This window comes from Kribbella sp. NPDC023972 (assembly GCF_040639075.1).
GTDB lineage: Bacteria > Actinomycetota > Actinomycetes > Propionibacteriales > Kribbellaceae > Kribbella.
This window is the reverse complement of the sequence record NZ_JBEZZH010000004.1, coordinates 430,451-449,399: the sequence shown is the minus strand read 5'-3', so window position 1 is coordinate 449,399 and position 18,949 is coordinate 430,451. Positions and strand designations below refer to the sequence as shown.

20 protein-coding genes are annotated in these 18,949 nt (G+C 69.1%); 9 read left to right on the top strand and 11 right to left on the bottom strand.

Annotation, left to right across the window (positions count from 1 at the left end; translation table 11 throughout):
• Window positions 1-38: 38 nt before the first annotated feature.
• Both AB0F43_RS19235 and AB0F43_RS19230 read right to left on the bottom strand, forming a co-directional pair.
• Window positions 39-1,571 (bottom strand): glycerol-3-phosphate dehydrogenase/oxidase, encoded by a 1,533-nt coding sequence (locus AB0F43_RS19235; RefSeq protein ID WP_360478075.1) that lies wholly within the window; start codon window positions 1,569-1,571, stop codon window positions 39-41.
• A gap of 38 nt (window positions 1,572-1,609) precedes the next feature.
• The gene (locus tag AB0F43_RS19230) at window positions 1,610-2,242 is read right to left on the bottom strand and encodes a TetR/AcrR family transcriptional regulator (RefSeq protein WP_360478072.1); all 633 of its coding nucleotides are present in this window, start codon (window positions 2,240-2,242) and stop codon (window positions 1,610-1,612) included.
• Window positions 2,243-2,360: 118 nt separating this feature from the next.
• On the opposite strand from AB0F43_RS19230, the gene AB0F43_RS19225 reads away from it, so the two are divergent.
• From AB0F43_RS19225 to AB0F43_RS19215, 3 genes are read left to right on the top strand one after another with little or no spacing between them, the layout of a single operon-like run.
• The gene (locus AB0F43_RS19225; protein WP_360478069.1) at window positions 2,361-3,926 is read left to right on the top strand and encodes an FAD-binding oxidoreductase; all 1,566 of its coding nucleotides are present in this window, start codon (window positions 2,361-2,363) and stop codon (window positions 3,924-3,926) included.
• Between the two features lie 22 nt (window positions 3,927-3,948).
• Window positions 3,949-4,668, top strand: coding sequence for an SDR family oxidoreductase (locus AB0F43_RS19220; protein WP_360478066.1), 720 nt, complete (start codon window positions 3,949-3,951; stop codon window positions 4,666-4,668).
• Window positions 4,665-5,696 carry an S-adenosylmethionine:tRNA ribosyltransferase-isomerase gene (locus AB0F43_RS19215; RefSeq protein ID WP_360478063.1) on the top strand — a complete coding sequence of 344 codons (1,032 nt, stop codon included), beginning with the start codon at window positions 4,665-4,667 and terminating at the stop codon, window positions 5,694-5,696. The genes AB0F43_RS19220 and AB0F43_RS19215 overlap by 4 nt, the downstream gene beginning before the upstream one ends.
• Before the next feature lie 201 nt (window positions 5,697-5,897).
• Here the strand turns inward: AB0F43_RS19215 and AB0F43_RS19210 are convergent, their stop codons facing one another.
• Together AB0F43_RS19210 and AB0F43_RS19205 are read right to left on the bottom strand one after the other, a co-directional pair.
• Window positions 5,898-6,854 carry an aldo/keto reductase gene (locus AB0F43_RS19210; protein ID WP_360478060.1) on the bottom strand — a complete coding sequence of 319 codons (957 nt, stop codon included), beginning with the start codon at window positions 6,852-6,854 and terminating at the stop codon, window positions 5,898-5,900.
• A complete protein-coding gene (locus tag AB0F43_RS19205; RefSeq protein ID WP_360478057.1) occupies window positions 6,854-7,456 on the bottom strand; it encodes a TetR/AcrR family transcriptional regulator in 603 nt (200 codons plus the stop codon). The genes AB0F43_RS19210 and AB0F43_RS19205 overlap by 1 nt, the downstream gene beginning before the upstream one ends.
• 45 nt (window positions 7,457-7,501) lie before the next feature.
• On the opposite strand from AB0F43_RS19205, the gene AB0F43_RS19200 reads away from it, so the two are divergent.
• Window positions 7,502-7,909 (top strand): PPOX class F420-dependent oxidoreductase, encoded by a 408-nt coding sequence (locus tag AB0F43_RS19200; RefSeq protein ID WP_360478054.1) that lies wholly within the window; start codon window positions 7,502-7,504, stop codon window positions 7,907-7,909.
• A gap of 10 nt (window positions 7,910-7,919) precedes the next feature.
• On the opposite strand, the gene AB0F43_RS19195 is transcribed toward AB0F43_RS19200, so the two are convergent.
• Together AB0F43_RS19195 and AB0F43_RS19190 are read right to left on the bottom strand one after the other, a co-directional pair.
• Window positions 7,920-8,663: a rhomboid family intramembrane serine protease gene (locus AB0F43_RS19195; protein ID WP_360478051.1), complete on the bottom strand. Its 744-nt coding sequence runs from the start codon at window positions 8,661-8,663 to the stop codon at window positions 7,920-7,922.
• Window positions 8,664-8,743: 80 nt separating this feature from the next.
• Window positions 8,744-9,274, bottom strand: a complete 531-nt coding sequence (locus AB0F43_RS19190; RefSeq protein WP_360478806.1) for a peptidylprolyl isomerase — start codon at window positions 9,272-9,274, stop codon at window positions 8,744-8,746.
• Between the two features lie 306 nt (window positions 9,275-9,580).
• Here AB0F43_RS19190 and AB0F43_RS19185 point away from each other — a divergent pair, with 306 nt between their 5' ends.
• Window positions 9,581-10,366: a hypothetical protein gene (locus tag AB0F43_RS19185; RefSeq protein WP_360478048.1), complete on the top strand. Its 786-nt coding sequence runs from the start codon at window positions 9,581-9,583 to the stop codon at window positions 10,364-10,366.
• Window positions 10,367-10,490: 124 nt separating this feature from the next.
• On the opposite strand, the gene AB0F43_RS19180 is transcribed toward AB0F43_RS19185, so the two are convergent.
• Both AB0F43_RS19180 and AB0F43_RS19175 read right to left on the bottom strand, forming a co-directional pair.
• A complete protein-coding gene (locus AB0F43_RS19180) occupies window positions 10,491-10,829 on the bottom strand; it encodes a hypothetical protein (protein WP_360478045.1) in 339 nt (112 codons plus the stop codon).
• Window positions 10,830-11,012: 183 nt separating this feature from the next.
• Window positions 11,013-11,486, bottom strand: a complete 474-nt coding sequence (locus AB0F43_RS19175) for a methylated-DNA--[protein]-cysteine S-methyltransferase (RefSeq protein WP_360478042.1) — start codon at window positions 11,484-11,486, stop codon at window positions 11,013-11,015.
• 126 nt (window positions 11,487-11,612) lie between these two features.
• Between AB0F43_RS19175 and AB0F43_RS19170 the strand changes: the two genes are divergently transcribed.
• The 3 genes from AB0F43_RS19170 (at window position 11,613) to AB0F43_RS19160 (ending at window position 15,570) form a co-directional block, all read left to right on the top strand.
• Window positions 11,613-12,329, top strand: coding sequence for a DUF4328 domain-containing protein (locus AB0F43_RS19170; RefSeq protein ID WP_360478039.1), 717 nt, complete (start codon window positions 11,613-11,615; stop codon window positions 12,327-12,329).
• Between the two features lie 202 nt (window positions 12,330-12,531).
• Window positions 12,532-14,760, top strand: coding sequence for a DUF4328 domain-containing protein (locus AB0F43_RS19165; protein WP_360478036.1), 2,229 nt, complete (start codon window positions 12,532-12,534; stop codon window positions 14,758-14,760).
• A 27-nt stretch (window positions 14,761-14,787) separates the two neighbouring features.
• On the top strand, window positions 14,788-15,570 hold the full coding sequence (locus AB0F43_RS19160; protein WP_360478033.1) for a sugar phosphate isomerase/epimerase: 783 nt from the start codon (window positions 14,788-14,790) through the stop codon (window positions 15,568-15,570).
• A 57-nt stretch (window positions 15,571-15,627) separates the two neighbouring features.
• On the opposite strand, the gene AB0F43_RS19155 is transcribed toward AB0F43_RS19160, so the two are convergent.
• Window positions 15,628-16,188: a TetR family transcriptional regulator gene (locus AB0F43_RS19155; protein WP_360478030.1), complete on the bottom strand. Its 561-nt coding sequence runs from the start codon at window positions 16,186-16,188 to the stop codon at window positions 15,628-15,630.
• A gap of 92 nt (window positions 16,189-16,280) precedes the next feature.
• Here AB0F43_RS19155 and AB0F43_RS19150 point away from each other — a divergent pair, with 92 nt between their 5' ends.
• Window positions 16,281-17,423 (top strand): NAD(P)/FAD-dependent oxidoreductase, encoded by a 1,143-nt coding sequence (locus AB0F43_RS19150; protein WP_360478027.1) that lies wholly within the window; start codon window positions 16,281-16,283, stop codon window positions 17,421-17,423.
• Between the two features lie 67 nt (window positions 17,424-17,490).
• Here AB0F43_RS19150 and AB0F43_RS19145 read toward each other — a convergent pair whose 3' ends face one another.
• Both AB0F43_RS19145 and AB0F43_RS19140 read right to left on the bottom strand, forming a co-directional pair.
• Window positions 17,491-18,492 (bottom strand): LacI family DNA-binding transcriptional regulator, encoded by a 1,002-nt coding sequence (locus AB0F43_RS19145; RefSeq protein ID WP_360478024.1) that lies wholly within the window; start codon window positions 18,490-18,492, stop codon window positions 17,491-17,493.
• 13 nt (window positions 18,493-18,505) lie between these two features.
• Window positions 18,506-18,880: a VOC family protein gene (locus tag AB0F43_RS19140; RefSeq protein WP_360478021.1), complete on the bottom strand. Its 375-nt coding sequence runs from the start codon at window positions 18,878-18,880 to the stop codon at window positions 18,506-18,508.
• Window positions 18,881-18,949 lie beyond the last annotated feature (69 nt).

Sequence of the window (18,949 nt, the reverse complement as noted above, 5' to 3'; positions counted from 1 at the left end):
AGCGTTCAACCCGTTATCCACAGGTGAAAGCTGCCACCTCAGACGGCTGCGAAGGCCTCGCGGACCGCCGGCCGGGCCAACTCCCGGTCCGCCACGGACAACCCGATGCGCGTCCGCCGATCGAGTACGTCGTCCTCCGTCAACGCACCCTCGTGCCGGACGGCGAACCGCAGCTCCGCGTGTGTCGTCCGCAACCCCGGGGCGATCGGCTCCAGCAACGACGGCGGCCCGGCGATCACCTGCGGCGCCTCCACGCCGTACCGCTGGACGAACCGCGACGGCGCCCGCACGGCCGCCAACTGGATCCGGTCGGCCGCTCCGACCAGCGGGATCCGGTGGGTCAGGCACGGTCGTCGTGCCGCCAAGGCGGACTCGGACAGCGCCTTGTCGAGCGCGTCCTGCGCCATCCGCCGGTACGTCGTGAGCTTGCCGCCCACGATCGTCACCAGACCGTCCGCGCTGGTGATCACCGCATGCCGCCGGGAGATGTCGGCCGTCTTGTCCTCACCCTTGTGGTGCCCGGTGTCGAGCAGCGGCCGCAGACCGGCGTACGTCCCGAGCAGGTCGGACCGGGTCAACGGCGTCTGCAGGGCCGTGTTGATGGTGGAGAGCAGGAAGTCGATCTCGGTATCGGTCGCCTGCGGTACGTCGCTCACCGGGCCGGGCGCCTCCTCGTCGGTCACCCCGACGTACACCCGGTCGTCCGGAGCGGGGATCGCCATCACCACGCGCCGCAGCTCGCCTGGGACAGGGATCGTCAGGATGGCGGACAGCCCACCGAACGCCGACTGCGGCAACACCAGATGCGTTCCCCGGCTGGGCCGGAGCTTGATGCCCGAGGCAACCTGATCGGCCCAGATCCCGGCCGCGTTGATGACCACAGAGGCATCCACCTGCAGCCGATGCCTGGTCAGCTGATCGACCAGTACGGCGCCTCGTCCGGTGACCTCGGTGGCGGCCACCCGGGTCAGCACGCGGGCGCCGTACAGTGCCGCGGTCCGCGCGATCGCGACCACCAGCCGCGCGTCGTCGTACAGTTGCCCGTCCCAGGTCAGGAAGCCGCCGCGCATCCCCTCGGGGCGCAGCGTCGGCGCGTAGCGGAGGAGCTCGGCCGAGCTGACCCGGCGGGAGTGCGGTAGGTAGTCGTCGCTGGTCCGCGCGAACGTGCGCAGGACGTCGCCGCCGAGGAACGCACCGCGCAGCATCGCGGCCTGCGCGAACGTTGCCTGCGGCAACCACGGCGCGATCTGCGGCACCGGGTGGACCAGGTGCGGGGCGGTCGTCTTCATCAGGATGCCACGCTCGACCGCGCTCTCGTACGCGATGCCGACGTGACCGGAGATGAGGTAGCGCAGCCCGCCGTGCACCAGCTTCGAGCTCCACCGGCTGGTGCCGAAGGCGAGGTCGTGCTTCTCCACCAGGGCAACGGTCAGGCCGCGGGCAGCCGCGTCCAGGGCGACGCCGGCGCCGGTGACCCCGCCGCCGATGACCAGGACGTCGACTTTGCCGGCCGTGTCCAGCCAGTCGAGCTCGCGCGTCCGGCGAGCCGCGTTGAGGCTGGCGTTGCCCACCGTCCTCAATTCCTTCCCCGCCCCACCGCCCCGGTCGATCATGGCGTCAGGTACCTGGTGAGCATGACCCGCAGCTCCTCGTCGAGCTTCGGATACTCGTCGGACGAGGCCATCACCGGCCCGGACACCGCCGAGGCCAGTGAGACGAGGATGATCTGGCGAGCCAGCCAGACCGGGTCGCCGTCCCGGATCGAGCCGTCGGCCTGACCGGCCTTGATGCCCTCCTCGACGAGCGCGAGGTGCGCGACCGTGCTGCTGCCGCGGCGCTCGAGCAGGTACGGCGTGAGGAACTCCGGATCGAGCTCGATGATCTTGCGCATCAGCGGGTGCACCCGGGTCCGCGCGACCACCTCGACCACACCCTCGACCAGCCGGGACCGGCCGTCGGCCGCGTCCGGCTGGAACGCCGACACCAGCGCGGTGGTCCACTCCCGGGTCATCAGCGCGGCGACCACGGCCTGCACGTTCGGCCAGCGCCGGTACAGGGTCGCGCGGGACACCTCCGCGTGCCGGGCGATGTCGGCCATGGTCATCCGGCGCATCCCTATGGCGAGCAAGAGCTCGTAGGACGCGTCCAGGATCCGCTCCTCGCCGATCGCGTTCGCGGGTGCCGGGCGCGTGCTGGTCTCGGACCCTGTTTCTTGCGCGGACTCGCTGCTACGCTGAGACATCACACGTCAGAGTGTATCAGCGACTCTGACGTCCGGGAACTGTCCGTGGGAGGTGGGAGCCAGGGGGTTTCACCTCCCACGGACGCTACCTCTCCAGACCAGCGATCGGGAGCCCAGAATGACCGAGTCGGACCTGCCGGTGGTGCATCTCACGCCGGGCCGCTGGGGTGACCCCGCCCACCCGGTCGAACTTCCCGGCGCGGCGCTCGACGCGCTCAAGCATCTCGGCGTACGACGTCCTGCCGCAGCGCCGGCGGATCCGGTCGACCGGCCTGGGCTGACCGCAGAGCAGCTCGGCTTCCTGACCGAGGTGATCGGTGCCGAGCACGTGAGGACCGACCTCGAGACGCGCTGGGGTCATACCCGCGGCTACTCCACTCCGGACCTGCTCAGGCATCGCGCGGGCGACACGAGCGACATGCCCGACGCCGTGGTCTATCCGGGATCCCACGACGAGGTCGCGGCGTTGCTGGCCGCCTGCTCGTCGCATCAGCTCGCGGTGGTGCCGTACTCGGGCGGTACGTCGGTCGTCGGCGGCCTCGCCGCGGATCGGCGCTTCATCACCGTCGACCTGCGGCGGCTCGACCAGTTGGTGGCGATCGACGAGATCTCGCGGACGGCGACACTGCAGGCCGGGGTGCGCGGGCCGGCGGCCGAGGCGTTGCTGGCCGAGCGCGGGTACACGCTCGGGCATTTCCCCCAGTCGTACGAGGGTGCCTCGATCGGCGGATACGCGGCCGCGCGGTCCAGCGGGCAGTCGTCGGCGGGGTACGGCCGGTTCGACCAGATGGTCGTCGGGCTGACGCTGGCGACACCTCGCGGGACGATCGAGCTCGGGCGGGCGCCGATGTCCGCGGCCGGGCCGGACCTGCGGCAGTTGGTGCTCGGGTCGGAGGGTGCGTTCGGGATCATCACGTCAGTCGTCGTACGGATCCGGCCGCGTCCGGCCGAGCGGCACTTCGAGGGCTGGCGGTTCCCGGACTTCGCGGCAGGCGTGGCCGCGATCCGCCGGTTGGCGCAGGACGGGCCGCTGCCGACCGTGCTGCGGTTGTCCGACGAGGCCGAGACGGCGGTGAACCTGGCCGACCCGGATGTGCTCGGCGGCGGGTTTGGCGGCGTACTGGCGATCGTCGGTTTCGACGGGCCGTACAACCCGAAGACCGCTGAGGTGCTGACCGCGGCCGGTGGGCAGAACCTGGGCGAAGGTCCGGGTGAGATGTGGCGGGTCGGGCGGTATCGGGCGCCGTACCTGCGGGATCCGTTGCTGGACGAGGGCGCGTTGGTGGAGACGCTCGAGACGGCGGCGTTCTGGTCCCGCCTCCCTGCGCTGAAGGCTGCCGTGACTGAAGCGTTGGTGAAGGAGCTCACCGGGCTGGGCACGCCGCCGCTCGTGCTCTGCCATGTGTCGCACGTGTACGAGACCGGCGCATCGCTCTACTTCACGGTCATCTGCGCGCAGACCGACAACCCGGTCGCTCAATGGCGTACGGCGAAGGTCGCGGCGAACCAGGCCATCGCGACAGCCGGCGGAACGATCAGCCATCACCACGGCATCGGCACCGACCACCGAGCCGCCTACGCGGAAGAGATCGGCCCGCTGGCCGTCGAGGCGTTGCAAGCGGTGAAGAAGGTGCTCGACCCTGACGGCGTGATGAATCCAGGGATTCTCTTGACCTCAAGTTAACTTGAAGTATGAGAGTGACGGCATGACTCCTGAAGCATCCAACCGTCCTGTCGCTCTCATCACCGGTGCGTCCGCCGGGCTCGGACTGGCGCTCGCGCACGGGCTGGCCGATCGCGGCTGGGCGCTGGTGATCGATGCCCGTGGGGCGGACGCGCTCAAGGACGCGGCCGACGCGCTCGCCGGCCGCACGGACGTCGTACCGCTGGCCGGCGACGTCACCGACGCCGAGCACCGCGCCGATCTTGTCGACGCCGTGATCGAGCTCGGCCGGCTCGACCTGCTGGTGAACAACGCGAGCTACCTGGGCCCGAGTCCCCTGCAGCCGCTCGGTGCTGCCGACCTGAACGAGTTGCGGCGCGTCTACGAGGTCGACGTGATCGCACCGATCGCTCTCACTCAGGCACTGTTGCCCGAACTCACCGCAGCATCCGGTGTGCTCCTCAACATCAGCTCCGACGCGGCAGTCGAGCCGTACGAAGGCTGGGGCGGCTATGGCTCGGCCAAGGCCGCACTCGACCACGCCAGTGCGGTGCTGGCCGCCGAGAATCCTTCGCTGGCCGTCTACGCCGTCGACCCGGGTGATCTCCGTACTGCGATGCACCAGGCGGCGTTTCCCGGTGAGGACATCTCGGACCGGCCTGAGCCGGCCACCGTCGTACCGGCGTTCCTGCAACTGCTGGACAGCCGTCCCAAGAGCGGTCGCTACCGGGCGGCTGAGTTCGCGCCGGCGGTGACGTCGTGAGGGTGCACCCCAACACGAGATTCGTTCTGCCCGAATCGCTGAACGCCACCGAGCCACCTGAGGCGAGAGGTCTGTCGCGGGATCAGGTGAAGCTGCTGGTCGCGCAGGGGTCGACCGTCACGCACACCCGGTTCAACCGGATCAGGGAGCACCTGCGACCCGGCGACCTTCTGCTGGTGAACACCTCGGGCACATTGCCCGCTGCAGTCGACGGCTCGTGGATTACCGGCTCAGGTGTGGCGCCTGTCGTGGTGCACTTCTCCACCGCACTCGACGACGGCACCTGGGTCGTCGAACTACGCAACGGCGGCGCACCGATGTTCGGCGGTACGTCGGGCGACCAGGTGGAGCTGCCGGAGGGCGTGCTGACACTGCTAGCGCCGTACCAGCCGGGCTCCCATCGACTGTGGCGCGCCAAGCCGCCGGTGCCGGAGGTGCTCAGCTATCTGCAGCGTCACGGCCGGCCCATCAGCTACAAGTACGTCGCCAAGCGCTGGCCGCTCGCGTCGTACCAGACCGTCTTCGCACGCGAGCCGGGGAGCGCGGAGATGCCCAGTGCCGCGCGGCCGTTCAGCTTCGAGCTGGTCAGTCACCTCGCGTCGCAGGGCGTCCTGATCGCGCCGATCCTGTTGCACTGCGGTGTGTCCTCGCCGGAGAGCCACGAACCGCCGTTGCCCGAGCGGTACGACGTACCGGCGCACACGGCTCGGCTGGTGAACTGGGTGAAGGCCGACGGCGGCCGGGTGATCGCAGTGGGAACGACCGCTGTGCGAGCAGTCGAGTCAGCTGTCGCGCCCGACGGCTCGGTCACCGCCTCCCACGGCTGGACCGATCTTGTCCTCGGCCCGGACCACCCGGCTCGCGTCGTCGACGGCCTCATCACCGGCCTGCACGCCCCCGAGGCCTCCCACCTCCTCATGCTCGAGTCCGTAGTGGGCGCCGACACCGTCCAACGCGCGTACAAGGCCGCCCTGGACCACGCCTACCTCTGGCACGAGTTCGGCGACAGCTCCCTCATGCTGCGCTGACGTGTAGTGACGTTCGTTGCCGGGGCGGGCTCGTTTGTCGACTGCACGTGGGCTCATCGGAACCACCGGCACCGTTCAGGCATGCAGAAGTTCATTCTGGATGTCCTCACCGCTCAGGTCCCCCATCGGGACGTCATGGGGTACGACGAGCGTCCGGGCCGGTGGTCATGGGTGGTCACTCAACTGATCACAAATTGTGGCCTAGGCCGTTTGGTTCCAGATTGAACGGCCTTCGATGCGGTCGGGGTCGAGCAGGTCCGGGGTGATGAAACTGTGCGGGAAGCCGAGCTCGAACGCGGTCGCCGACTCCAGGCGTCGGACGGCGTCCGGCGGCAGGTCGAGGTCGATCGCGGCCAGGTTGTCCGCCAGTTGCTCCGGCGAGTTCGCGCCCACCAGCGGATGCACCGCGCGCGAATGGACCCGGGTCCACGCCAGCGCCACCTGGGACGGCGTGACGTCCAGTTCCTTCGCGACCTGCTGTACGGCGTCCAGCACGGCGCGCTCGTGGTCGTCGGCCTCGGGACCCGCCGGCTTGCTGAGCTTGCCGTGGGCAAGGGGAGCCCAGGCGGCCACGGTCATGCCGAACGCCTCAGCCATCGGCAGCAGCTCACGCTCGATATCGCGCTGCAGCAGGCTGTAGGGAACCTGCAGACCGGCGAACCCGGACCAGTCCCGCCACTCGGCCAACGTGTTGCCCCGCGCAACGAGCCAGGCCGGCGCGTCGGAGATCCCGGCGTACAGGATCTGACCGGCCCGGACCGCGTCGTCCAGGGCCCGCAACGTCTCCTCGATCGGGGTGTGCCGCTCCCAGTAGTGCACCCAGTAGACGTCGAGGTAGTCGGTCCGCAGCCGGCGCAGGCTGGACTCGAGCGCGAGCCGGAGGTTCTTCCGATGGTTGCCGGTGGCATTGATGTCGGTGCTGTCCCGGGACAGCGTGTACTTCGACGCGAGCACGAACCGGTCCCGCCGGCCGGCCAGCACCTCGCCGACGATGTCCTCGCTCGCGCCGTACGCGTCGGCCGTGTCGATCATGTTGCCGCCGGCGTCGGCGTACCGGTCGACGATCGGACGCGCCTGCGCGACGGACTGGAAGCGCATCGCGCCGAGGAAGAGCTCGGAGACGCGCAGGCCGGTGGGGCCGAACAGTCGGTAGCGCATCAGTTGGCGTATCCGTGCAGGAAGGCGTGGACGCCGGTGGTGACGGCGTCGGTGATCTCGGCGGGGGTCATGGATCCTCCTCGGTAGGACGGGTTGGCTCCGGAGATGAGGAGCGAGAAGTGCAGGGCGGCGCGCATCGGGTCGTCGATCCGCAGCAGTCCGTCGGCGGCGAACGCGGCCAGCCGGTCGGCGAGGGCGCGTCGTACGGCGATCGGCCCAGCCTCCTGCCACGCGTCGATCGCCTCTTGCGGGATGTGGCCCGCCTCGGCGTTCACCTGGCGCACCAGCGCGGAGTGCTCGGCGTAGTCCGGCATCGGCGTACGCCAGGCGATACCGAACTCGACCAGGTCGGCCTCGAGGTCGGTGATCTCGGTCAGGTGCGCCGCGATGATCGCGAGTTGGGCGGCCGCGACCTTCGTCGCGCTCTCCTGGATCACCGCGCGGAACAGGCAGGCCTTGTCGCCGAAGTGGTTGTAGAGCGTCCGGGTCGAGACACCGGCCGCCGCGGCGATCACGTCGATACTCGCCCGCGCGTAACCGTCCCGCGCGAACACGGTCAACGCTCCGGCCAGCACGTCCTGCCGCTTCCCTGCCCGGGGCACCGCACCTCCTGGTGAATCTACAACGATCGTTGTACCTTAGCGTACATGACATTCACCGACGAAGAACTCAGCTATCTGAAGTCACAGCCGCTGGCCCGGCTGGCGACGGTCGGCCCGGACGGGCAACCGGACGTCGTCCCCGTCGGCTTCGAGTACGACGGGACCTACTTCTACGTCGGCGGGATCGACCCCGCGAACACCCGCAAGGTCCGGAACGTCCGCGCCGGCCACGAGCAGGTCGCTCTGGTCATCGACGACCTCCTCACCACCGAGCCCTGGTCGCCGCGCTTACTGCGCGTCTACGGCACCGCCGACGTCGTCGACCGCGAAGGCCAGTTCGGCCCAAGCGTGTACCTGCGGATCAAGCCGACGGTCAGCTGGAGTTGGCACCTGGACGGCCGGTCGGCCCTGGACGAGGAGTTCAGCCCGAACCGGACCGTGCACTCCGGCTGACCCAGTACCCCTAGATCCGGGCCCGGTTGTTGCGGCGGCGCTTGGTGTCCTGGAGGAAGAGCCAGGCCACGGCCGCGCCGGCGAGGAAACCGCCGAGGTGGCCCTGCCAGGAAATGTTCGGGAGGAGAACCGAGATGACCGCGGTGACGGCTACGTAGCCGAGGATCCAGGTGACGTCCATGCCCCGGGCGCGGCTGATCACCAGCAGCGCGCCGACCAGGCCGAGGACGGCGCCGGACGCGCCGAGGGTCGCCGACACCGGAGCGGCGAGGAACCAGACCGCGACGCTGCCGCCGAGCGCGGACACCAGGTACAGGATGACGAACCGGAGCCGGCCGAGCATCTGCTCCAGTGGCGGACCGACCTGGTAGAGCATGAACAGGTTCGCGAAGATGTGGAAGATCTGCACATGGGTGAAGGCCGACGTGAGCAGCCGCCACGGCTCCGAGTCCACCAGCACCGGGACCAGCACCAGGTCGTTCGCGACCCGGCTGCTGCCGGTGCGCACCGCGATGAACACCAGCACGTTGAGCACCAGCAGGCCGATCGTGACGACCTGGGCGTTACCGCGCTGGATGCCGCCGAGCGACGTACGGGTCCGCGGGACCGACTTCACGCCCTCGTTGAAGCAGGTCGGGCACTGGAAGCCGACCGCGGCGCTGTTCATGCAGGAGGGGCAGATCGGCCGGTCGCAGCGCTGGCAGCGAACCCCGGCGGGCCGATCCGGGTGCCGGTAGCAGACGGTCTCGGTCACGGCGGGCGGGTCCTTCCCACAGGAGATCGACGGAGCGCGGGCCGGGCGCCCGTGCTGCAGCGCCCGGCCCGCACGAAGTTTCAGGCGTTCTTGCGCTCGATCACGACGTTGTTGATCACGATCGGCTCGATCGGCCGGTCGCCGGGAGCGGTCTTCGCGGTCGCGATCGCGTCGACGACCTTCTTCGACTCGTCGTCGGCGACCTCGCCGAAGATCGTGTGCTTGCGGTTCAGGTGCGGCGTCGGTACGACGGTGACGAAGAACTGCGAGCCGTTCGTGCCCTTGCCGAACTGGATGCCGGCGTTCGCCATCGCCAGCAGGTACGGGCGGTCGAACTGCAGCTCGGGGTGAATCTCGTCGTCGAAGGCGTAGCCCGGCGTGCCGGTGCCGGTGCCGAGCGGGCAGCCGCCCTGGATCATGAAGCCGTCGATCACCCGGTGGAAGGTCAGGCCGTCGTAGAACCTGGCGTTGCTCGGCTGACCGGTCTGCGGGTCGGTCCACTCCTTGGTGCCCTCGGCCAGGCCGACGAAGTTGCTCACCGTCTTCGGCGCGTGATCGGGGAACAGCCTGATGACGACATCGCCCTTCGTCGTCTGCAGGGTCGCGTACAGCTCTTCGGCCACGGGAGTCACTCCTCATCAGTTACGGCGTACGTGTTCGATCCTGTCATGTGCCGCCAACCGGGTCGGCACCGACTGGCCGGGGGACGGTTGTGCCGCGCGCGGCTGGGCACCGGGGCGGTGAGGACGATGGATCGATACAAGGCTCCCTGGCACGGTCCGGGGAGCGGGTTTGTCGGCTGGGTACGTCGTACGATGCAGACGAAGCCGCATTTGTCCAGAGTCGTATCAGTTGCGTCCATACCGCCGATGGGCCAGATGGCCGCCCATCGAGCGGGCGGCACCGAGGAGGGAACCGTGGGTTTGTTGAAGTCCAAGGGCCGGGTCGAGACCGCGAAGGACCGGGTCCGGCCACTGGCCGAATCTGCGTCAGAGAAGATCGCACCGGCTGTGGGCACCGCACGGGAGAAGGTGTCGCCGTACGCCGAGAAGGCGCGCGAGCGCGGCGCCCACCTCGCCCACCAAGCCGTCGAGAAGGCCGGCCCAGTGATCGACGACGCGCTGGCCAAGGTCGGCCCGGCCACCGAGCACGCGGCCGAGAAGGCGCGCGAGCGGTTCAACGACGACGTGCTGCCGAAGGTGACCGCCGCGCTGGCGTCGCTGGCGGCCGCCGCCGAGCCGGTCGTCGAGGAGACCTCGCGCCGGGGCAAGGCCACCAAGGCCGCGCTCAAGGGTGAGATCGACGTGCCCAAGAAGAAGAGCCACACGCTCCGCAAGGTCGTCCTGTTCCTGGGCTTCGGCGCCCTGGCCGCGGCAGCCGTGAAGAAGCTGTTGACCCCGCCGGAGCCGGCCTGGCAGTCGACCCCGACCAGCGGCCGCGACTACAGCTCCGCCCCGGCCGGTACGACGTCCCGCCCCGCCACCGAGTCCACGACCGAGTCCGAGTCGAAGACCGAGTCCACATCGGAGACCAAGGAGGAGCCGGCCTCGTCGAACGGCCAGACCGACGCTCCGAAGGCGGAGTCGGCGACCACCGACAGCGCCAAGGATGACGACACCGAGGTGAACGCGACGGCCAACGGCGCCGCGAAGAAGAGCACGACCGCCCGGAAGTCGAGCAACCCGAAGCCGTCCGACTCCTGACCTGACCGGCTACCGCAACGGCGAAGGCCGCGATCCCCGGCTGGGGTTCGCGGCCTTCGTTTGCCTCGACGTCGCCTTGCGCGTACGACGCCTGACCGGGGCGGCGGGGTGGGGCCGTATCGATTCAGTTGTCTCTCGGATCGTGGTCGGGGTCCTGGTCGTCGCCGTCGGGGTGTGGCTTGGCGATGGTGTAACGGCCGGCTGACAGCAGCTGGGTGGCGTACCGGTGCGTGATGCACGGGTAGGTGCCGCCGCAGTGCTGGCAGACGGCGTCGTTGCGGTGCAGCCAGGGCAGGATGCCGAACCGCTTGATCCAGGTCAGCGGCTCGCGGTCCGGGGCGTGCAGTTTCAGCGCCGAGCGGGCGGCACTCTGGATCTCAGGTGCGGACCAGTCCTCGGCGCTCTTGTCCATCAGGGCGCTCAGGTCGGGGTGGAGGTGTGCGGTCGAGCGGGCTTTGGTCATCTATGCGGTGTCTTCCGGGGGCAGGGTGGGGGTGTGGCGTGAATCATGCGCTTCAAACGTAACGAAACAGTCGCTGTTAGCGACTGTATTCCCCCAGTAGCCCAGGCGGTGCCTTCGCACGCGTCACCTGGTGTCAGATCTTCGTCAGGTTTCACTGCGTGGTGAGGCAGACACCTTTTCGCTTCAGGTCCAGAGCGTCTCGAGAGTGATCCGGGCCTCGAGCTCGAGCAGGTGGCGTTTGAGCGGGATGCCGCCGCCGAAGCCGACCATCTTGCCGCCGGCGCCGACGACCCGGTGACAGGGCACGACGACGGCGATCGGGTTCCGGTTGCAGGCGACACCGACGGCCCGGGCCGCGCCCGCGTCGCCGACGATCTTGGCGACCTCGCCGTACGTCTGCATCTCGCCGTACGGGATCCGGCTCAGCTGAGCCCAGACGGCCCGCTCGAACTCGGAGCCGCCGCGGACCGACAGCGGCACGGTGAACTCCGTCAGCTCACCGGCGAAGTACGCCTTGAGCTGCTCCTGGGTCTTGGTCAGCAGCGGGTCCGCCTCGAGGTGCTTGTCCACCCGGCCGAAGTTCAGCCGGCACAGGCCGACATCGTCGACCGCCAAGGACAGGTCGCCGATGGGAGAGTCGATCACGGACCAGCGCATGCCCTCATCCTCCCGCCCGGCACGGACATTTTCTGGCGATTTCGCGACACCGACCAGCTCCGACACCCACGCTCCGACCACCTGTTGTTCTCGCCTGGTCACGCGTGGTTGTGCTATTTGTGACACATGTCGACCCAGCTGCCGCTGGACCGCTGGTTCAGCTCAGAGCGGGCGATGGGTCTGGCCGCGTCGATCCTGATCGGGGTCGTCACCGTGACCACCTGGGCGACCGCTTGGTCCGACTGGTACTCCTACCAGACGGTGAAGCAGTACGGCGACGATCCGGATCAGCTGGCCGAGGCCGACCTGATCTCCGGGTCGCTCGGCATCGTCGCCGCGCTGGCCCTGCTCGCCGCCGCGGTGGTGTTCATCGTCTGGCTGTGGCGGGTCCGGTGGAATGCGGAGATGTTCTGCCGCGGCGAGCACCGGTTCACCCGCGGCTGGGTGCTCGGCAGCTGGATCTGCCCGGTGGTGAACCTGTGGTACCCCAAGCAGGTCGTCGACGACATCGTCGCCGCCAGCGATCCGCGGACGCCGCCGCACATCGCGACGCTGCGGGGTATCCCGGGCACCCGGCTGGTCTGGGCCTGGTGGCTCACCTGGGTGGCCGGCCTGGTCAGCGGCAACATCGTCCAACGCGGTGTCATCGGGGGTGCGACCGAGCTGGCCGACCTGCGGACGAACGTCGTACTGTCCACGATCTCGGCGCTGTTCACCTCCGCGGCCGCGGTGCTGGCGGTGATCCTGATCGAGCGGATCGACGAGCTGCAGACGAAGCGGGCCTGGGTGCCGTGGTGGGCGATCGGGCAGGCGGAGCCCGGATTCCAGCCTCCTGCGCGGTAAACCAAACCGTCACGGACCGTCCAGTTCGTCGTTACAAGAGGTGATGGGCGCACGAAAAGAACACGTTAAGTCGACACCCTCCGTGCTGGACCCGGCTCCACACGGGTACCTACTTCGTGGTATCAATGTGGCTCGGTCATGCGGGGGCAGGATTTGGCCGAAACGCCGAACAGACGGAGTTCCAGCAACGCGAGGGACGAACGTGAGCCACCCGCAGCCAGCAGTCCTGTCTGCTGTTCAAGACCAAGAAGAAGAGTGGCAGCCGCACGCAGCTGAGGAGTTTCAGCAGGTCGGGACGGTCGGAAAGATCGCCATCGGACTGCTCGGAGCGTCGACACTCACCCATCTGCTCTCCACCTGGTCCGACTGGAACACGTATTCCGTCGTCAACCGCTACCTCGGCGGGATGCCGAACGTCGACGACGCGGACCTGAACCGCGCCGACGCCATCGCCAAGGTCACCGCGGTTCCCAACGTCGTCATCTCGGTCGCCGCCGCCGTCGTCTTCGTCATCTGGCTCTGGCGGGCCCGGGTCAACTCCGAGGTGTTCTGCCAGGCCGACCATCGCCGCAGCCATGGCTGGGTGCTGGCCAGCTGGTTCTGCCCCGGACCCAATCTCTGGTACCCCAAGCAGATCGTCGACGACGTCTGGCTGGCCAGTGATCCGAAAACCCCGGTGTACGCCGATGACCTGCGCCGATTCAGGACGCCCGCCCTCACGGCCGTGTGGTGGGTGACCTGGATCGGCGCTCTCGCGTTCGACGTGGTGATCCGCCGCTTCCTGATGTGGATGGAGGCGACCGTCGGGTCGCTGCGCGGTATCGCCCTGGCCGGTACTGCGTCACTGCTGCTGACCGCGGTGTCGGCGGTCGCCGCGACGCTGGTGATCCGCAAGATCAACGCGATGCAGACCGGCCGCGCGTGGATCCCGTGGTGGGACCAGGGCCCGAAGCTGACCGCGGTCCCGAGCTACGAGGTCACCCAGGTTCCGTCGTACGCGAACGACGACACCGACGAGCAGCCGGCCATCAACGAGCCGATCGCCGGCCCGGCCCTGGCCGCTGCGCCCGCGCTGCGGCTCGAGCGGCAGCCGCAGCTGCAGATGGCCGGCGGTGGCCCGGCTCCCAGCCCGTTCGCTCCCGCTCCCGTCCCGCCCCCGGCGGCCGGTTTCCCCGGTGACGGCGCGGCGGCCGGCGGGTTCCCCGGTGGCGGCAGCCCGTTCGGCGCCGGCGCCGTGCCCCCCGCCTTCGGTGGTGACAACCCGATCGAGGAGCCGCCGAAGTGGAGCCCGTTCGCGCCGGTGGTGCAGAGCTGGCAGGACGGCAAGGACGACGCCGGACCCGCGACCGAGCAGTTCGACGCGGTCGGCACGTGGCAGGACGAGCAGCAGTCGGGCGAGGAGACCAGCTACCCGAAGACCAGCTGGAACGACTACCTCAACTCCCGGAACGACGACCTGCTGTCGCCCCAGGCCCCGTCGCCGTCGAGCAGCAGCTGGCTGGACGAGACGCCGCCGCTGACCGTGGTCGAGCCAGAGCCGTACTCCTACCAGCCGACCCAGCCGACCCAGCCGGCCGAGCCGGCCGAGGTGCCGTCCTGGGCGAGCAGCTACTCCGAGCCCTACTCGTACGACGCCACCTCCGACTACCTCACCTCGACATCCGCCCCGGCGGAGGTCGAGACCGCACCCGCACCCGAGCCTGAGCCCGCGCCCGTTGCGCGCGCCGGCCGCCGGGCCGCTCGGGTCGCGGTGGACAGCCCGTCGGCGATCCAGCCCGCCGCGTCCTCCCACGAGGTGAGCTCCTCCCACGACGTGGCGTCGTCGCACGAGGTGTACGGGCCGCAGTCGCACACCATGCCGTCGCCGCCGGTGTCGGCGTCCTCCGGCTACTACGAGCCGGCTCCGGTCGTCTCGCCGCAGGACGACTTCCTGACCCCGTCGAAGCCGCTCCCGACGGTCCCGTCGTACGGTCCGGAGCCGTCGTACTCCTCAGACACCAGCTACTCGTCACCCGAGTACAGCTCGTACGACGACCAGTCCGCGAGCTACCGGTCGACGTACGAGTCCGGCCCGGACTACACGTCGTACGGACAGTCGGACTACTCCAGCAACAGCTACGAGCAGCCGACCGATGACGGCTACTCGTCGAAGGCGGACTACTCGACCAACAGCTATGAGTCGACGTCGTACGACTCCTACAGCCCGACCTCCTACAGCGGGTCGGAGTACAGCGGTGTCGAGCCGTCGTACGAGAGCTACAGCCCGAACTACTCGTCCGAGTCCTACTCCTCCGACTACAGCGGCAACTACTACTCGGAGCAGCAGCAGCCGGAGCAGCAGTCGCCGTACTCGTACGAGCAGCAGGCACCGGAGCATGAGGAGCAGACCAGCACCACCCCGCGCACCCACCCGCGCCGGCGCTGGGTCTGATCGGCCGCGTCTGATCGAATAGGGGATATGACCCTCGCGTTCTCCACGCTCGGCTGCCACGGAGCGTCTCTCGACCATGTCCTCGAACTTGCCAAAGGCAACGACATCTCCGGCCTGGAGCTGCGGGCCGCGGACGACGAGTTCACCCACACCGGCCTGACCGCGGCGCAGCGGCGCGAGTTGCGGACCCGGATCGAGGACGCCGGCCTGGAGATCCTCGCGATCAGCAGCTACGTCAAGCTGTGCGCGGTCGAGGAGCAGCCGCTCGAGGCCCACCTCGAGCTGGCCGCCGACCTCGGTGCACGCGGTGTCCGCGTCTTCCCCGGCGACGATGACACAAGCACGGTCGAGGGTACGGCGGACGCACCCAGCGCCGGCGAGATCCGCGCCCTCGACCGGGTCACGTCCGCACCCAGGGATGTCCACATCCTGCTGGAGACCCACGACTCGCATTCGGCCGGCCGGAAGATGGCCGGCTTCCTCACGCTGCTCGACAACGACGTCCCGGGCCACAGCGCCAAGGTGATCTGGGACAGCGCACACACCTGGAGCCACGGCGAAACCCCGGCGGAGTCCTTCGAGCTGCTGAAGCCGTGGCTCGAGTTCGTCCAGATCAAGGAGTCGGACTCGCGGCAGAACTACCGCCCGGTCGCCATCGGCACCGGCGACTTCCCGATCCAGGACCTGCTCGCGACGCTGCGAGGCACCGACTACCCACTCTCCCTGGAGTGGGAGCTCAAGTGGCACCCCCACCTGCCGCCCCTCGAGGAGACCCTCCCCGCCGCCCAGGCCTGGGCCACCAGTCGCTAGCCACCACCTTGAGAACCCACCGACCATTCCAAGGGCCTGAGAATGGTCGGTGGCTTCTCAAGGTCGATCGGGGAGGGGCGCGATGAGGTACCTGGTCAGGGTCGGGCCGAGCCAGGCAACGACGTCGTCGGGTGAGAGCCGGGCGATCGGTTCGACGTCGAGGATGTAGCGGCAGAGCGCGAGTCCGAGTGTCTGGCTGGCCACCAGGCCGGCCCGGACGGCCGGTTCGTCGACCGCGAGCTCGCGCAGGGTCGGTGCGAGCTGCTGGGCGAAGAGCTGTCGCATCCGCTCGGCCGCGGACTCGTTGGTGACCGCTGCCCGCAGCAGTGCGCGCAGCGTGTCGTCCCCCTCCCACCGGGTCAAGAAGTGGCGGATCACCGCCTCGCCCAGCTGGTCCCGGGGTACGCCGCTGAAGTCCGGCAACTGCAGATCGAACTCGGCTGCCGCGGCGAACAGCTTCTCCTTGCTGCCGTAGTACCGCATCACCATCGCCGGGTCGATCGCCGCGTCCGCCGCGATCGCCCGGATCGTGGCGCGCTCGTACCCGTCCGCGCCGAATCGTTCCCGCGCCGCCGCGAGGATCGCCGCCCGGGTCCGGTCTGACTTTCGTTCCGCCATGCCCTGAGCATATGCCAACACTTGTTGACTTTTCTCTCCGGTGTTCCTACAGTGAAAGTCAACAAGCGTTGATAAATGCGAAGGGAGCGACGATGACTCCGAAGAGTGCAGAGGTCGTGGTGGTGGGTGCGGGCCCGGTCGGGTTGGCGGTCGCGGCTGGGCTGAGGTTGCACGGCCATTCCGTGGTGGTGGTGGACAAGCAAGCTGAGGGCTCGAACACCTCGCGCGCGTCCGTGATCCATGCCCGGACCCTGGAGATGCTCGAACAGATCGGCGTCACCAAGCGCCTGGTCGAGCTCGGTCTGGAGCTGCAGGACTTCGCGATCCGCGACGGTGACCGCCGGCTCGTCCCGGTCAGCTTCCGCGACCTGCCCACGGCGTACCCGTTCACGTTGATGATCCCGCAGTGGCAGACCGAGCAGGTCCTGCTCGAGCGGCTCGAGGAGCTCGGCGGAACGGTCCTCCGTCCGTACGCCGCCACCGACCTCACGCAGTCCGCTGACAGCGTCGAGGTGACGCTGGACAACGGTGACGTGATCAAGGCGCAGTACGTCGTCGCCGCTGACGGCATGCACAGCACGATCCGGGAGTGCGCCGGGCTGAAGATGCCGGGCAACACACTGCAGCTGAACTTCAGCCTGGTGGATGTCCGGGCCGACGGCTTGCCGGCCGAGGAGGTCTCGCTGTCCTTCGCGACCGCCGGGCTGCTCGTGATCGCGCCCTTGCCGGACGGATCGTTCCGGCTGGTCGCGTCGGTCGACGAAGCTCCCGAGCATCCGGATGCGGCGTACGCGCAGCGGCTGCTCGCGACGCGTGGACCGAAGAAGAACTCGCCGAGGGTGACGGAAGTGATCTGGGGTTCGCGGTTCCGGATCCACGAGCGGGTCGCGGACAACTACCGGGCCGGACGAGTGCTGTTGGCCGGCGACGCCGCGCACACCCACAGCCCGGCCGGCGGCCAGGGCATGAACCTCGGTCTGCGTGACGCGATCACCTTGGCCGACGCGCTGTCCACCGCGCTGACTCAGGGCGAGGAAGCCGTGCTCGACGCCTACGCGACGAACAGCCGCGCCGAAGCCCTTCGGGTCGTCGCACTCGCTCACCGGCTGACTCGGCTGGCGAATCTGCCGCGACTGGTCCGCCCGCTGCGCAACGCCGTACTCGGGCTCGCGGCCAGGCTGCGGACGACGCAGACCGGGCTGGCCAAGCAGTTGGCAGGTCTCCCGAATCGCTGAGCCGGGCGATCGCCGTCGCCCCTGGTGCAAGTGTGACCGCGAATCTGGTCGGCTGCCCGGCAGGCTCCTAGCCGGCGGTCGACTCCCGGATCTCCAACGTGTACGGGACGCTGAGGTCGCGCCGAGCGGCCTCAGCGTTGCCGGAGATGCGCTCGAGCAGCAGGCCGACGGCGTTCTCGGCCAGCCATTCCTTGTCCGGTGAGATCGTGGTCAGCGACGGCGTGTGGTACCGGCCGTCCTCGATGTCGTCGAACCCCACCACCGCGACGTCGTCCGGCACCGACAACCCGGCGTCGGCCAGGGTCCGCAACGCCCCCAGGGCGAGCAGATCGTTGAAGCAGAACACGGCATCCGGCGGCTCCGGCAACGCCAGCAACTCCCGCATCGACGCGGCGCCGTCCGGCCGGTGGTACCCGGTCCCGGCCAGCTCCAGCGCCGGATCGTGTGGGAGACCGGCCGCTTTCAGAGCCTTGCGATAGCCCTTGCGGCGTACGGCGCCGGTGCCCGCGCCACCGCCGACACCGATGGCGGCGATCCGGCGCCGGCCGATGGAGACCAGGTGGGTGGTCGCGTCGAAGGACGCCTGCACCGAGTCGACCGCGACGTGGTCGAAGGTGCCGCCGGTGGGCCGTTCGCCCAGCAGAACAAGGGGTTTCGCGGTGCCGGCGGTGTCGATCTTGGCTGGTGCGGTGGTGATCGGGGAGAAGATGATGCCGTCGATCAGCTGCCCGCGCATACCGTCCAGGACCAGCTTCTCGGCCGCGGCCTCACCCTCGGTCTGGTCGATCAGCACGGTGATCCCGCGCTTCTTCGCCGCCCGGCTGATCGCCGCGCCGAGCTCGGCGAAGTACGGCGAGGCCATCTCCGGAATGGCCAGTGCGATGAAGTCCGACCGGCCCTTGCGCAGCGAACGGGCGCTCACGTTCGGCTTGTAGTCCAGCGCCGCGATCGCGGCCTCGACCTTCGCCCGGGTCTGCGAGGTGATGTGCGGATAGTCGTTGATGACGTTCGACACCGTCTTCACCGACACGCCGGCCCGCGCCGCGACATCACTCAGCCTGGTCGCCATCCGTACCTCCGTCTCAGCCGACGCTTCCTGAGTGTGCCACGGCCGGGACGAAACAGAACTCGTTGCCTTCGGGATCGGACAGCACGGTCCAGTGCGGCAGCTTCCGGACGACGGAAGCGCCGGCGTTGAGCAGCGACCGCAGGTCCTCGTCCTCGCCGGTGACGTCGAGGTGAATCCGGCCCACCGGCTTGAGGTCGTCAGCCGGCGTGACCCAGACGTGGAACCCGTCGCGTGTCCCGAGTAGGACGGACTCGTCCTGGCCCAGGGAGCGCGAGGCCAGCGCCTTGACGTCGTCCGGGTGCACGGGAAGGCCGGTGGCCAGGCTCCAGAACGGCGCGAGCAGGTAGGGGTCGTGGCAGTGGATGACCACGGACTGGATTCTCGGCATGTCCTCCAGTGTGCGTGCGACGAACCCTTTACAGGCCATGTCAATCGTTGTAAAACTCGAGGTTAAACG